Origin of the sequence: Micromonospora globbae, from assembly GCF_036184225.1 — a bacterium.
GTDB classification, from domain to species: Bacteria; Actinomycetota; Actinomycetes; order Mycobacteriales; family Micromonosporaceae; genus Micromonospora; species Micromonospora globbae.
In genome coordinates, this window is record NZ_CP108084.1 from 5923008 (window position 1) to 5936278 (window position 13271).

12 protein-coding genes are annotated in these 13271 nt (G+C 73.7%); 7 read left to right on the forward strand and 5 right to left on the reverse strand.

Going from position 1 to position 13271, the window contains the following annotated elements; genetic code table 11:
* The first annotated feature begins 84 nt into the window (after nt 1-84).
* The gene (locus OG994_RS26930) at nt 85-429 is read left to right on the forward strand and encodes a histone-like nucleoid-structuring protein Lsr2 (RefSeq protein WP_192902198.1); all 345 of its coding nucleotides are present in this window, start codon (nt 85-87) and stop codon (nt 427-429) included.
* A gap of 464 nt (nt 430-893) precedes the next feature.
* A complete protein-coding gene (locus tag OG994_RS26935) occupies nt 894-3431 on the forward strand; it encodes an ATP-dependent Clp protease ATP-binding subunit (protein WP_120329881.1) in 2538 nt (845 codons plus the stop codon).
* Nucleotides 3432-3549: 118 nt separating this feature from the next.
* Here OG994_RS26935 and OG994_RS26940 read toward each other — a convergent pair whose 3' ends face one another.
* On the reverse strand, nt 3550-4470 hold the full coding sequence (locus tag OG994_RS26940; protein WP_328851391.1) for an HhH-GPD family protein: 921 nt from the start codon (nt 4468-4470) through the stop codon (nt 3550-3552).
* A gap of 95 nt (nt 4471-4565) precedes the next feature.
* On the opposite strand from OG994_RS26940, the gene OG994_RS26945 reads away from it, so the two are divergent.
* From OG994_RS26945 to OG994_RS26955, 3 genes are all read left to right on the forward strand, one after another.
* Entirely contained in the window at nt 4566-5078 is a 513-nt protein-coding gene (locus tag OG994_RS26945) for a glycine cleavage system protein R (RefSeq protein ID WP_328851392.1), read from the forward strand.
* Complete coding sequence (locus OG994_RS26950) at nt 5075-5671, forward strand: peptide deformylase (RefSeq protein ID WP_328851393.1); 597 nt, start codon at nt 5075-5077, stop codon at nt 5669-5671. Before OG994_RS26945 ends, OG994_RS26950 begins: the two co-directional genes overlap by 4 nt.
* Before the next feature lie 163 nt (nt 5672-5834).
* Entirely contained in the window at nt 5835-6554 is a 720-nt protein-coding gene (locus tag OG994_RS26955; protein ID WP_120329885.1) for a hypothetical protein, read from the forward strand.
* 40 nt (nt 6555-6594) lie between these two features.
* On the opposite strand, the gene disA is transcribed toward OG994_RS26955, so the two are convergent.
* The 4 genes from disA to OG994_RS26975 form a co-directional block, all read right to left on the reverse strand.
* Nucleotides 6595-7770 carry a DNA integrity scanning diadenylate cyclase DisA gene (gene disA / locus OG994_RS26960; protein ID WP_120329939.1) on the reverse strand — a complete coding sequence of 392 codons (1176 nt, stop codon included), beginning with the start codon at nt 7768-7770 and terminating at the stop codon, nt 6595-6597.
* Nucleotides 7771-7901: 131 nt separating this feature from the next.
* Nucleotides 7902-9374 carry a DNA repair protein RadA gene (radA, locus tag OG994_RS26965; RefSeq protein ID WP_328851394.1) on the reverse strand — a complete coding sequence of 491 codons (1473 nt, stop codon included), beginning with the start codon at nt 9372-9374 and terminating at the stop codon, nt 7902-7904.
* A 123-nt stretch (nt 9375-9497) separates the two neighbouring features.
* Nucleotides 9498-10229, reverse strand: coding sequence for a hypothetical protein (locus OG994_RS26970; protein WP_328851395.1), 732 nt, complete (start codon nt 10227-10229; stop codon nt 9498-9500).
* Nucleotides 10230-10368: 139 nt separating this feature from the next.
* A complete protein-coding gene (locus OG994_RS26975) occupies nt 10369-11256 on the reverse strand; it encodes a UbiA family prenyltransferase (protein WP_407942550.1) in 888 nt (295 codons plus the stop codon).
* Between OG994_RS26975 and OG994_RS26980 the strand changes: the two genes are divergently transcribed.
* Together OG994_RS26980 and OG994_RS26985 are read left to right on the forward strand one after the other, a co-directional pair.
* The gene (locus tag OG994_RS26980; RefSeq protein WP_328851397.1) at nt 11255-12016 is read left to right on the forward strand and encodes a class I SAM-dependent methyltransferase; all 762 of its coding nucleotides are present in this window, start codon (nt 11255-11257) and stop codon (nt 12014-12016) included. The genes OG994_RS26975 and OG994_RS26980 overlap by 2 nt on opposite strands.
* Before the next feature lie 41 nt (nt 12017-12057).
* A complete protein-coding gene (locus tag OG994_RS26985; RefSeq protein ID WP_328851398.1) occupies nt 12058-13224 on the forward strand; it encodes an acyl-CoA dehydrogenase family protein in 1167 nt (388 codons plus the stop codon).
* Nucleotides 13225-13271 lie beyond the last annotated feature (47 nt).

Consider the following 13271-nt stretch of genomic DNA (forward strand, 5'->3'; position numbering starts at 1 on the left):
CCCATCCTATTGACGCGCCGCGCGTCGCACGGGTTATTGTGCTTGCCAGTTGCAGGAGCACCCTGCTCGAAAGGAATGTGGGACGTGGCCAAGCAGATCATTCACAAGCTGGTCGATGACCTGGACGGCGGGGACGCGGACGAGACGGTCAAGTTCGCGCTGGACGGCGTTCAGTACGAGATCGACCTGTCGAGTGCGAACGCCGAGAAATTGCGTGAGGTATTCGCGCCGTACGTGGCGGCGGGCACCAAGGTCGGCCGGGGCGGCGTGGTCGTCGGTGGCCGGGCGGCACGCGGCCGGGGTGGCGCGACCGCCGACCGGGAACAGAACCGGGCGATCCGGGAGTGGGCCAAGAAGGCGGGGAAGGACATCTCCGACCGGGGCCGCATCCCCCAGGAGATCGTCGACGAGTACCACGCCCGGCGCTGACCGGCACGATCGTCACGGCGCCCCGACGCCGGCCCGACCTCCGGGCCGGCGTCGCCGCGTTTCCGGGGCGGAATCCGTCGCCGGGGCCGGGAAGATGCGACGCCTCCCCGACGTTGTCCACAGGCGGTGGAGATTCCATCCACAGCCTGTGGATGACTCCCGGCGGCCCACCGACGGGTCGCGGCGACGCGGATCCGGCCCGCGCCTGTGGCGGAGCACCCCGTCGGACGGGCGGGGAGAATTTCGCTCTGCGCGTAGCGCCGGGGCTACCGGAACACCTCCTGAGCGCGCACGGTTGTGCAAAACGACGCGTACGCGGCTCCTGCCGGAGACACACGACCTCAGCTGAGTCGGTCCGCGGCGATAGAGTAATGAGGCACGGACGCCCGTCCCGGACGTCCGCGCACCGGCCCCGCCAAGATCTTTGACCATCAAGGCGCACGGCACGTGAGGAGCACGAGGGCATGTTCGAGCGGTTCACCGACCGAGCGCGACGGGTTGTCGTCCTGGCCCAGGAAGAGGCCCGGATGCTCAACCACAACTACATCGGTACGGAACACATCCTGCTGGGCCTGATCCACGAGGGCGAGGGCGTCGCGGCCAAGGCTCTGGAGAGCCTCGGTATCTCGCTGGAGGGCGTCCGGCAGCAGGTCGAGGAGATCATCGGCCAGGGCCAGCAGGCGCCGAGCGGGCACATCCCGTTCACGCCGCGGGCCAAGAAGGTGCTGGAGCTGTCGCTGCGCGAGGCGCTGCAGCTCGGCCACAACTACATCGGCACGGAGCACATCCTGCTCGGTCTGATCCGCGAGGGTGAGGGCGTCGCCGCCCAGGTGCTGGTCAAGCTCGGTGCGGACCTCAACCGGGTCCGCCAGCAGGTGATCCAGCTGCTCTCGGGCTACCAGGGCAAGGAGCCGGCCGCGGCGGGCGCCGCGTCGGGCGAGGCCGCGCCGTCGACCAGCCTCGTGCTGGACCAGTTCGGCCGTAACCTGACCCAGGCCGCCCGCGAGGGCAAGCTCGACCCGGTCATCGGGCGCGAGAAGGAAATCGAGCGGGTCATGCAGGTGCTCTCCCGCCGTACCAAGAACAACCCGGTCCTGATCGGTGAGCCCGGCGTCGGCAAGACGGCCGTGGTGGAGGGGCTGTCCCAGAAGATCATCAAGGGCGAGGTGCCCGAGACGCTGAAGGACAAGCAGCTCTACACGCTCGACCTCGGTGCGCTGGTGGCCGGTTCCCGCTACCGCGGTGACTTCGAGGAGCGCCTCAAGAAGGTGCTCAAGGAGATCCGCACGCGGGGCGACATCATCCTGTTCATCGACGAGATCCACACCCTGGTGGGTGCGGGTGCCGCCGAGGGCGCGATCGACGCGGCGAGCATCCTGAAGCCGATGCTGGCCCGTGGCGAGCTGCAGACCATCGGCGCGACCACCCTCGACGAGTACCGCAAGCACCTGGAGAAGGACGCCGCTCTCGAGCGCCGCTTCCAGCCGATCCAGGTGGGTGAGCCCTCGCTGGCCCACACCATCGAGATCCTCAAGGGCCTGCGGGACCGCTACGAGGCGCACCACCGGGTGAGCATCACCGACGCCGCCCTGGTGGCCGCCGCCACCCTGGCCGACCGGTACATCTCCGACCGCTTCCTGCCGGACAAGGCGATCGACCTGATCGACGAGGCCGGTGCCCGGATGCGGATCCGCCGGATGACCGCGCCGCCAGACCTGCGCGACTTCGACGAGCGGATCGCCCAGGTCCGCCGCGACAAGGAGTCCGCGATCGACGCGCAGGACTTCGAGCGCGCCGCCCAGCTTCGGGACAAGGAGAAGCAGCTCCTCGGCCAGAAGGCGCAGCGGGAGAAGGAGTGGAAGGCCGGTGACCTGGACGTCGTCAGCGAGGTCGACGACGAGCAGATCGCCGAGGTGCTCGGCAACTGGACGGGCATCCCGGTCTACAAGCTGACCGAGGAGGAGACCTCGCGCCTGCTGCGCATGGAGGACGAGCTGCACAAGCGCGTCATCGGCCAGGAGGACGCGGTCAAGGCGGTGTCCAAGGCGATCCGGCGTACCCGGGCCGGCCTCAAGGACCCGAAGCGTCCGTCGGGCTCGTTCATCTTCGCCGGTCCGTCCGGTGTCGGTAAGACCGAGCTCTCCAAGGCGCTGGCCGAGTTCCTGTTCGGCAGCGAGGACGCCCTCATCCAGCTGGACATGTCCGAGTTCCACGACCGGTACACGGTCTCCCGGCTGGTGGGTGCCCCTCCCGGCTACGTCGGCTACGACGAGGGCGGGCAGCTGACCGAGAAGGTGCGGCGTCGGCCGTTCTCGGTGGTCCTCTTCGACGAGATCGAGAAGGCCCACCCGGACGTGTTCAACACGCTGCTCCAGATCCTGGAGGACGGTCGGCTCACCGACGGTCAGGGCCGGATCGTGGACTTCAAGAACACGGTCATCATCCTGACCACCAACCTCGGCACGCGTGACGTGGCCAAGGCGGTGTCGCTGGGCTTCCAGGCGTCGGAGGACTCCGAGTCCAACTACGACCGGATGAAGCAGAAGGTCAACGACGAGCTGAAGCAGCACTTCCGGCCCGAGTTCCTGAACCGGATCGACGACACGATCGTCTTCCACCAGCTGCGTCAGCAGGAGATCCTGTCGATCGTCGACATCATGGTCGCCCGCATCGAGACCCAGCTGCGGAACAAGGACATGGGCCTGGAGCTGACCGAGAACGCCAAGAAGTACCTGGCGACCAAGGGCTTCGACCCGGTTCTCGGCGCGCGTCCGCTGCGTCGCACGATCCAGCGCGACATCGAGGACAACCTGTCCGAGCGGATCCTCTTCAACGAGCTGACCCCGGGTCAGATCGTGGTGGTGGACTGCGAGGGCGACCCGAACAACATCGACAAGTCCAAGCTCGTCTTCCGGGGCGCGGACAAGCCGGTCACCGTGCCGGACGCCGTCCCCGCCGACCTCGGCGGCACGGCCGCCGCGGGCGCGGACGACGCGGCGTAACGTCGAAGAACTGCGACAAGGGGCGGGGCCCCGGTGGTGTGAGCCGCCGGGGCCCCGCCCCTTCTTCGTGCGCCGAGAACCGCATCCCCTCACTCCGCGGACGGGGGCGGGGCGCGGGTCAGCCGGGGAGGGCCGGGAGGGGGACGGCGGGTCGGGACGGGCCGTCGCCGACGAGACGGTACGAGTCGGCGTCCACCGGCTCCACCAGGCCGTCCCGGACCAGACCGTCGAGGGCGCGGGCGCGCTGGACGTCGTCGGTCCAGACGGCGTCGAGCCGCTGCCGGGGCACCGGCCCGGTCGCCTCGCGCAGCACACCGAGCAGCAGTCCGCGTACCTGCCGGTCGGTGCCCGCGTACCGCTGGGGGCGGCGGGTCGGCCCGGCCGGGGCCTCCTGGCCGGACGCCCGCCAGGCGCAGATCGTCTCCACGGGGCACCGGTGGCAGAGCGGCGACCGGGCGGTGCAGACGACCGCGCCGAGTTCCATGAAGGCGGCGCTGGCGAGGGCGGCCGCGGCCGGATCCTCCGGCAGCAGCGCCTCGGTCGCGACCAGGTCCGCCGGGCGGGTCGCCGGTCCCGCGTCCGGCTGGCCGGCCACGGCGCGGCAGACCACCCGGCGCACGTTGGTGTCGACCACGGGGTGGCGCTGCCCGTACGCGAACGCGGCGACCGCCCGGGCCGTGTACGTGCCGACGCCGGGCAGCGCCAGCAGCTGCTCCAGCCGGTCCGGCACCTTGCCGCCGTGCCGCTCGACGATGGCGACCGCGCACTCCCACAGCCGTACGGCCCGGCGGGGGTAGCCGAGCCGCCCCCACACCCGGATCGCCTCGGCCGGGCTCGCCTCGGCCAGCGCCGCCGGGACAGGCCACCGGGCCAGCCACGCCTCGTACGCGGGGAGCACCCGCGCCACCGGTGTCTGCTGGAGCATCACCTCGCTGACGAGGACGGCCCACGGGCTCACGCCCGGCGCGCGCCACGGCAGGTCCCGGGCGTTCTCGGTGTACCAGCGGCTGACCAGGGCGGCGAACGTGGGCTCAGTCATGGTGCCGCCGATGATGTCACGCGCCGCGATCCCGCAGCGTGGGCGGCCTGGCGGGGCGACGCGGCCGCCGGCGACGGATCGGGCAGAATGCCCGGATGAACGAGCTCGCGATCACCGTCATCGGCCGGGACCGGCCGGGCATCGTCGCCGATGTCGCCGAGGTGCTCTCCCGGCTGGGGGCGAACCTCACCGACAGCACGATGACCCGGCTCGGTGGACACTTCGCCATGACCCTGATCTGCGTGGGCCCGGCGGCCGCCGAGGTCGAGGCCGCGCTGGCGCCGCTCGCCGCGGAGGGCCGGCTGCTGGCGACCGTACGCGCGGTCACCCCCGACGGTGAGACGGCGTCGCGCGGCGAGCCGTACGTCATGGCGGTGCACGGCGCGGACCGGATGGGGATCGTCGCGGCGATGACCCGGGTGCTCGCCGACGCCGGGGGCAACGTCACCGACCTGAGCACCCGGCTCACCGGCGCGCTCTACGTGGTGGTGGCCGAGGTCGACCTGCCGCCCGGTGTCGCCGGTGAGCTGGCGGGGCGGCTGGAACGGGTCGCCGCCGAGCTGGGTGTCGAGGTGACCCTCCGACCGGCGGATCCGGACCTGCTGTGAGCGGCGAGGTACAGGGGCCGGAGGCCGGCCGCGCCGACGGGGAGTACGCGGGCCTCGGCGACTGGACGCCGGAGGCGCTGGGCGTGGCCGGCGCGGTCCGTCCCGTGGTGGCGGCGCCGCACCCGGTGCTGAGCCGGGCCGGCGAGGCGGTCGATCCGACGTTGGCGGAGACGGTGCGGCTGGCCGCGGACCTCATCGCCACCATGCGGGTCTCGCCCGGCTGCGTCGGCCTGGCCGCCCCGCAGGTCGGCGTGAGCGCCCGGGTGTTCGCCGTGGACGTGACCGGGCACCCGAAGGCGGTGACCGTGCACGGCACGTTCGTGCTCTGCAACGCCACGGTCGTCGAGGCGACCCGCTGGAAGGCCGGTCGCGAGGGGTGCATGTCGGTGCCCGACCTGACGGGGGACGTCAAGCGGGCCAGCCGGCTGGTGGTCGAGGGCGAGCTGCCGGGCACGGGGGCCCCCGTACGGCTGGTGACGGACGGCTTCGAGGCCCGCGCCCTCCAGCACGAGATCGACCACTGCGCGGGGCTGCTCTTCCTCGACCGGGTGGCGGGGGCGCACGCCGTCTACCAGCGCAAGGTCTACCTGTGAGCGCACCGCGGCACCCGCGCCGGGCCCGGCCGGAACCGTGGGCACGGCACACCGGCCCGGTGGCCGCAGCCTCCACAGTGGACGTGTGGTCGCGCGCGTCGACGAACCTCCCGGCGCGTCGCGCCGCACTGCCGGGGCCGCTCGCCGCTACGGTGGGGGCATCATGCGTCTGACGGTCGGCCCCCTGCCACCCGCCGTTTACTGGCGGCGTCGCGCCGTCGTACTCGGAGCGGGGCTTCTCTTCCTGATTGTCCTGCTCTACTCGTGCACCGGGTCGGACGACCCCGGTGACCGGAGGCCGCAGGCCGGGTCGACTCCGACCGGCTCCGTGAGCCCCAGCCCGAGCCCGTCGTTGCTCACCCCGAAGACCGGTTCGCCGCCCCCGGAGGCGGCCGAGAGCCCCACCGCCGGTGACTCGCCGGCCGATCCGCCCGCGTCACAGGGCGAGGGTCCGCCGGTGGCTCCCGCCGCCGATACCGCCGACGACGGCAGCTGCACGGACGCGGAGATCAGCCTGACGGCGGTGGCGCTGCCCGCCACGGTGCGCAGCGGTGCACCGGTCGACCTGCAACTGAGGATCAAGAACAAGTCCGACCGGACGTGCAGCCGGGACGTCGGCGCCGACCTCCAGGAGCTGTTCATCAAGTCCGGCGCGGAGAAGATCTGGTCCTCCGACACCTGCGGCACCGCCAAGGGCCGGAACGTCCAGTCCTTCCCGCCGAACATCGAGCAGATGTACCAGGTGACCTGGAACGGGCAGGACGCCAGCCGGTGCGCCGACGGGGTGGCCGCCGGGAAGCCGGTTCCGCCCGGCACCTACCAGGTGTTCGCACGGGTGGGCACGAAGCTCAGCGAGCCCGTGAAGCTCACCATCACGGGCTGAGCCCCGCCGGCGCCGGCCGCGCGCGGGTGAGGGACCGCGGTCAGACGTACCGTTCGAGGATGGACGCCTCGGCGAGCCGGGACAGGCCCTCGCGCACGCTGCGTGCCCGAGCGTCGCCGACCCCCTCGACGGCCTGGAGATCCTCCACCGTGGCGCCCAGCAGCCGCTGGAGGCTGCCGAAGTGCACGACGAGGCGGTCGACCACCGCGGCCGGCAGCCGCGGCACCTTGGCGAGCAGCCGGAAGCCGCGCGGGCTCACGGCCGCGTCGAGCGCGTCGGAGGCGGCCGGGTAGCCGATGGCCTTCGCCACCGACACCAGGTCGATCAGCTCGGTGGCCCCGAGCAGGTCCAGCTCGACCAGCGCCTCGTCGAGGGTGCGCGACTTGCGGCCCGAGGGCAGGTAGTCCCGGATCACCAGGGTCCGGTCGGCGTCCACGCCCGCCATCAGCTCGTCGAGCTGGAGCGCCAGCAGCCGCCCGTCGGTGCCCAGCTCCACCACGTAGCCGGCGATCTCGTCGGCGATGCGGCGGACCATCTCCAGCCGCTGCACCACGGCCACCGCGTCGCGCACGGTGACCAGATCCTCGATCTCCAGCGCGGAGAGCGTGCCGGAGACCTCGTCGAGCCGCAGCTTGTAGCGCTCGAGGGTGGCCAGGGCCTGGTTGGCCCGGGAGAGGATGGCCGCCGAGTCGTCCAGCACGTGCCGCTGGCCGTTGACGTAGAGGCTGATGATCCGCATCGACTGGCTCACCGAGATCACCGGGTAACCGGTCTGGCGGGCCACCCGCTCGGCGGTGCGGTGCCGGGTGCCCGACTCCTCGGTGGGGATGGACGGGTCGGGCATCAGGTGCACCGCCGCCCGGACGATGCGGGTGCCGTCGCTGGAGAGCACCACGGCGCCGTCCATCTTGCACAGCTCACGGATGCGGGTGGCGGAGAACTCCACGTCGAGCGGGAAACCACCCGTGCAGAGCCCTTCGACGACCTTGTCGTAGCCGAGGACGATCAGCGCGCCGGTGCGGCCGCGCAGGATCCGTTCGAGGCCGTCCCGCAGGGCGGTGCCGGGCGCCATGAGCGCCAGGTTGGCGCGCAGCGGGTCACCGGCGGCGCCTCCGGCCACGTTCACGCTGATCGGACGGGCGGGCGAGCCCACGGCGCCGGTGCGGGCGTGGGGCGTCGCGCCGGCAGGCTTGGTGGTATCGCGGTCGATCGGCACGGGCACAGTCTACGGACTGCCGTGCGGTGGGTGCTGTCGTGGTTACTGTGATGTGTCACGATGCCTTCCGTCCGGCCCGTGGAGGCGTGTCCGGTATCGGCCCGACGGTCCGGTCGGCCGAACACGACGGGTCACTCCGCCGACGCGCGCGCGGCACATTGCAGGGCCGTCCGGACGTCGGTGACCTCCATCACCCGCATCTGCTCGGGGACGACCCCGGTCGACTCCGGCCCGCATCCCGGGGGGACGAGGGCGATCCGGAAGCCCAGCCGGGCGGCCTCCGCGAGCCGGCGCGGCACGGCGCCGACCCGGCGGACCTCGCCGGTGAGCCCGACCTCCCCGATCGCCACCAGGTGCGGTGCGATGGCCAGGTTGAGTCCCCCGGAGGCGACGGCGAGCGCCACCGCCAGGTCGGCGGCCGGCTCCACCACCCGGATCCCGCCCACGGTCGCCGCGAAGACCTCCCGGTCGTGCAGGGTGAGCCGCTCCGTCCGGCGCTGGAGCACGGCCAGCACCATCGCGAGCCGCGCCGAGTCGAGCCCCGACACCGTACGCCGTGGCGAGCCGGCCACGGTCGCGCCGATCAGCGCCTGCACCTCGGTGACGAGCGCGCGCCGCCCCTCCATGGCGACGGTGACGCAGGTGCCGGGAACCGGCTCGGAGTAGCGGGTCAGGAAGAGCCCCGACGGGTCGGCCAGGCTGGTGATGCCGCCCTCGTGCATCTCGAAGCAGCCCACCTCGTCGGCCGCGCCGAACCGGTTCTTGACGCCGCGCACCATGCGCAGCGAGGAGTGCTTGTCGCCCTCGAAGTGCAGCACCACGTCGACCAGGTGCTCGAGCACCCGGGGACCGGCCACCTGCCCGTCCTTGGTGACGTGACCCACCAGCACGGTGGCGATGTTCCGTTCCTTGGCCACCGACACCAGGGCGGCGGTGACCGCCCGCACCTGGGTCACCCCACCGGGGACGCCCTCGGTGCCGGGGGTGGAGATGGTCTGCACCGAGTCCAGCACCAGCAGCCCCGGCTTGACCGCGTCGAGGTGGCCGAGCACCGCCGACAGGTCGCTCTCGGCGGCCAGGTAGAGCTGGTCGTGCAGGGCGCCCATCCGCTCGGCGCGCAGGCGCACCTGGCTGACCGACTCCTCGCCGCTGACCACCAGCGACGGGCTGCCGCCGCCGGCGGCCCACTGCTGGGCCACGTCGAGCAGCAGGGTGGACTTGCCGACGCCCGGTTCGCCGGCCAGCAGCACCACGGCGCCGGGCACCAGGCCGCCGCCGAGCACGCGGTCGAGCTCGCTCACCCCCGTCGGCCGGGCCCGGGCGGGCGCGGCGCTGATGGTGGCGATGGGCCGGGCCGGCTCGGCCGGCATGCGGGAGCTGACCACCCGGCCGGAGACCGTGGGCCCGGTGATCGTCGACTCGACCACGGAGCCCCACTCGCCGCACTCCGGGCAGCGGCCCACCCACTTGGGCGGCTGGTGGCCGCAGGCGTCGCACTCGTAGGCCGGTCGGGGATCACGGCCGGTGGCGCGGCCCCGCCCGCCGGTCGCCGCGCCGCCGCGGGCTGACGGGGCTCGGGAGGTCGTCGATCGGGAGGTCGTCACACCAGCACGCTAGCTCGGGGGTACGACCGGACGCGGCGCCCCCGCCGGAGGACGACCGGGCCGTACGACGAAACACCGCCGGCGTGGTGCACGCCGGCGGTGTCCGCGGTAGGTCGGGGAGGCTCAGCCGCCGTGCCCGGCGCCGCCCTCGTCGCCACCCTCGTAGCCGCCCTCACGCTCGACGATCGGCGAGGGCGGGGCGGGCGGGGTGAACGGGACGGCGATCGGGGCGGGACCCGTGATGGTGTTGCCGTTGCCGAAGTCGAACGTGACGAAGACGTTCTGGCCGGAGCGGAGCGCCTCGTTGAGGCCGACCAGCTGGAGCATGCGGCCGGACTGCTGGTTCAGCTGCACGTAGCTCAGCGGGGCGATCTCGATCCGGGCGGGCTCCCCGGCGGGAGCCGACGGGCTGGCGGTGTCCGACGGGGTGGCCGAGGCGGAGCCGCCGGGCGAGGCCGAGTCCGTGGGGGTCGCCGACGGCGAACCGGAGGGGGACCCGGACGGCGACGGCGACGGGCTGGCCGACGCGCCCACGCTGGTGACCACGACGTCCCGGGCGTCCTGGCTCGTGACGGTGACCGTGACCGGGTTCTTCGAGTCGTTGTAGATCACCGCGTTGAGCAGGGCGTCCTCGCCGGCCTTGTAGCCCTCCACGCCGGGGAACTCCACCAGCAGGCCGCGCACCGCCAGTTCGCCGTTCTCGGTCGAGATGTTGACGCCCTGGACCGACGGCACCTTGTTGGCCGTCTCCGAGATCTGTCCTGCGCCGCACCCGGACAGCAGCAGGCTGGTCGCCGCCGCCACCCCGGACAGCAGCAGGGCCGCCCGCCGGGAACCCCTGATCGAGCGCGTCACGTCGGTCCTCCTCGTCACGATCACACCCGGTGCGTACGCCGGGCACGGTGGCCATGCCCGCGCAGACCGCGCTCCAGGGTAGTTGGGCCTGATCGAGGGCCGCACTCCGACCCGGGGATGCCACCTCGCGGGGTGACGATCAGGCCACCCGACCGCTGGTGACCAGCAGCACCACGTCGATGAGCGCCACGAGCATCACGGCGCGGAAGGCCGCCACCGGACGGCGTCCGGCGCGGGCGGCGCCACGCCCGCCGTACCAGCTCAGCGGCGGCACCACGACGGCGGCCACGACCGCGGCGAGCCCGACCCCGGACGGCGGTCCGGGCGGCCCGAACACCAGGACACCGGTCGCCGCGAGCAGCAGCACGGCGGCGGCGGCCCGGCTGCCGGCGGCGCCGAACCGGTGCGGAAGGCCCCGGACCCCGGTCCGGGCGTCGTCGACGAGGTCCGGCAGGACGTTGGCGAAGTGCGCCCCGGCGCCGAGGCAGGCCGCCGCGACGACGAGCCAGGCCGGCGGCGCCGGCGCGCCGGGCAGGGCCAGCACCACGAAGGCGGGCAGCGTCCCGAAGGAGACCGCGTAGGGCAGCACGGACACCGGCGTGGACTTGAGGGGCCAGTCGTAGAGGAGGGCGGAGACGAGCCCGAGGGTGACCCAGAACGCCGCGGCGGGGGTCGTGGTCAGCCCCAGCGCCGGGGTGGCGAGCGCGGCCACCGCGGCGCCCACGGCCACGGTGCGGCGGCGGACCGCGCCGGCCGGGACCGGCTTGTCGGTACGCCCCACGGCGGCGTCGCGGTCGGCGTCGATGGCGTCGTTCGCCCAGCCCACGGCGAGCTGGCTGGCCAGCACGGTGAGGACGACGGCGGCCACCCCGGGCGGGCGGTGCCCCACGCCGACGGCCAGCAGGCCGGCCACGACGGTCACCGCCGCCGCCGGTTCCGGATGGCTCGCCCTGACCAGCCCTAACACCGAAGTCGACATAAGGGAAGTCTGGTTGTTACCCGGGAGTCGTGCCACGCTCGGTTCCATGCGAGACGTCGCTGCGGCGCCCACCCGGTCGCGGGTGCTGCCGCGCAACGATCCGCGCCAGTACGACGACCTCGCCGACGAGTGGTGGCGGCCGGACGGCGCCTTCGCGATGCTGCACTGGCTCGCCGAGGCGCGGGCGGCTCTCGTGCCGCCCGCCGAGCGCCCCGACGCGCTGCTCGTGGACCTCGGATGCGGTGCCGGGCTGCTCGCGCCGCACCTGGCCGGGAAGGGCTACCGGCACGTGGGTGTCGACCTGACCCGCTCGGCGCTGGCCCAGGCCGCCGCGCACGGGGTCACCCCCGTGAACGGGGACGTCACCGCCGTGCCGCTGGCCGACGGCTGCGCGGACGTGGTGGCCGCCGGTGAGGTGCTGGAGCACGTGCCGGACTGGCGGCGGGCGCTGGCCGAGGCGTGCCGGCTGCTGCGGCCCGGTGGCCTGCTGGTGCTGGACACCCTGAACGACACTGTGCTGAGCCGCGTCGTGGCGGTCCACGTCGGCGAGCGGCTGCCGACCGTGCCGCGCGGGATCCACGATCCACGGTTGTTCGTGGACGCCCGGGCGCTGGTGGCCGAGGCCGCCCGGCACGGCGTCGCGCTGCGGCTGCGCGGCGTCCGGCCGGAGGTGCGCGGGCTGCTCGGGTGGCTGTTCCGGCGCGTACGGGGTGCCTCCGGCGCCGCGCCGGCGGGCCGCGCCCCGCGGATCGTGCCGACGCGCTCGACCGCGGTGCTGTACCAGGGCTGGGGGGTCCGGAAAGGATAGTTCGGGCCCGGCGGGGTAAGGACGCCGAGGAGGGGGCGCAAGTGACCGTGCACGCGTTGGAGGCGGCCCGCAGGTTGGCGCCGCGATTCGCCGCCCGGGCGGCCGAGCACGACCGGGACGGCTCCTTCCCGGCCGAGGACTTCGAGGACCTGCGGGAGGCCGGGCTCTTCGGGCTGATGGTGCCCCGCGACCTCGGCGGGTTCGGCGCCACGTTCGCCGAGTACGCGGCGGTCGCCACGGAGCTGGCCAAGGGGAACGGCGCGACCGCGCTGGTGTTCAACATGCACGCCTCGGTCACCGGCGCGCTGGGCGCGGTCACCGAGGAACTGGCCGAGGCGCTCGGCGTACCGGACGAGGCCCTCGCGGCCCGCGACCGGCTGCTCCGGGCGGCGGCCGACGGCGCCTGGTACGCGGTGGCGATGAGCGAACGCGGCGCCGGCGCCCGGCTGTCCCAGCTCAGCACCGTCTACGAGCCGGTCGAGGGTGGCTGGCACATCAAGGGCAGCAAGACGTTCTGCTCGGGCGCCGGGCACCCGGACGGCTACCTGGTCGCCGCCCGCAGCGCCGCCGACCAGTCGGTGGTGTCCCAGTTCCTCGTGCCGGCCGGCGACGGCGTCACCGTCGAGCCGACCTGGGACTCGCTGGGCATGCGCGCCACGGCCTCGCACGACCTGCACCTGGATGTGACCGTGCCGGCCGACCGGCTGCTCGGCGGGGTGGAGGGTCTCGCCCTGGTGGTCGCGCAGCTCATGCCGCACTGGCTCGTGGCCAGCTACGCGGCCGTCTACGTGGGGGTGGCCCGGGCGGCGGTCGAGGCGGCGGCCGAGCACCTGAACGCCCGCAACCTCGCCGGTCTGCCGGCGGTCCGGGCGCGGCTGGGTCGGGCCGACGCCGCCGTGGCGGCCGCCGAGCTGGTGGTGGCCGAGGCCGCGCGGCGGGTGGACGAGGCGCCGGGCGACGCCGAGACCAACCGCTGGGTGTGGCGGGCCAAGCTGCTCGCCGGCACGACCGCGGCCGACGTGGCCGCGTCGATGCTGGAGGCCGCCGGCACGTCGGCGACGCGCCGCGGCCATCCCCTGGAGCGGCTCTATCGGGACGCCCGCTGCGGGTCACTGCATCCGGCCACCTCGGACGTCTGCGCCGACTGGCTCGGCATCGCCGCGTTGGGCGGTGACCCGGACCGCGACGGCTCGGCGCCTCGTTGGTGAGCGTGGGGCCGCCCGGGGCCGTCCCGGTCGAGGGGCGGTTCTGGGGA

Coding starts and splice junctions, on each gene's coding strand:
- OG994_RS26935 (WP_120329881.1), top strand. CDS start 894: ATGTTCGAGCGGTTCACCGACCGAGCGCGACGGGTTGTCGTCCTGGCC.
- OG994_RS26940 (WP_328851391.1), bottom strand. CDS start 4,470: ATGACTGAGCCCACGTTCGCCGCCCTGGTCAGCCGCTGGTACACCGAG.
- OG994_RS26945 (WP_328851392.1), top strand. CDS start 4,566: ATGAACGAGCTCGCGATCACCGTCATCGGCCGGGACCGGCCGGGCATC.
- OG994_RS26955 (WP_120329885.1), top strand. CDS start 5,835: ATGCGTCTGACGGTCGGCCCCCTGCCACCCGCCGTTTACTGGCGGCGT.
- OG994_RS26980 (WP_328851397.1), top strand. CDS start 11,255: ATGCGAGACGTCGCTGCGGCGCCCACCCGGTCGCGGGTGCTGCCGCGC.
- OG994_RS26975 (WP_407942550.1), bottom strand. CDS start 11,256: ATGGAACCGAGCGTGGCACGACTCCCGGGTAACAACCAGACTTCCCTT.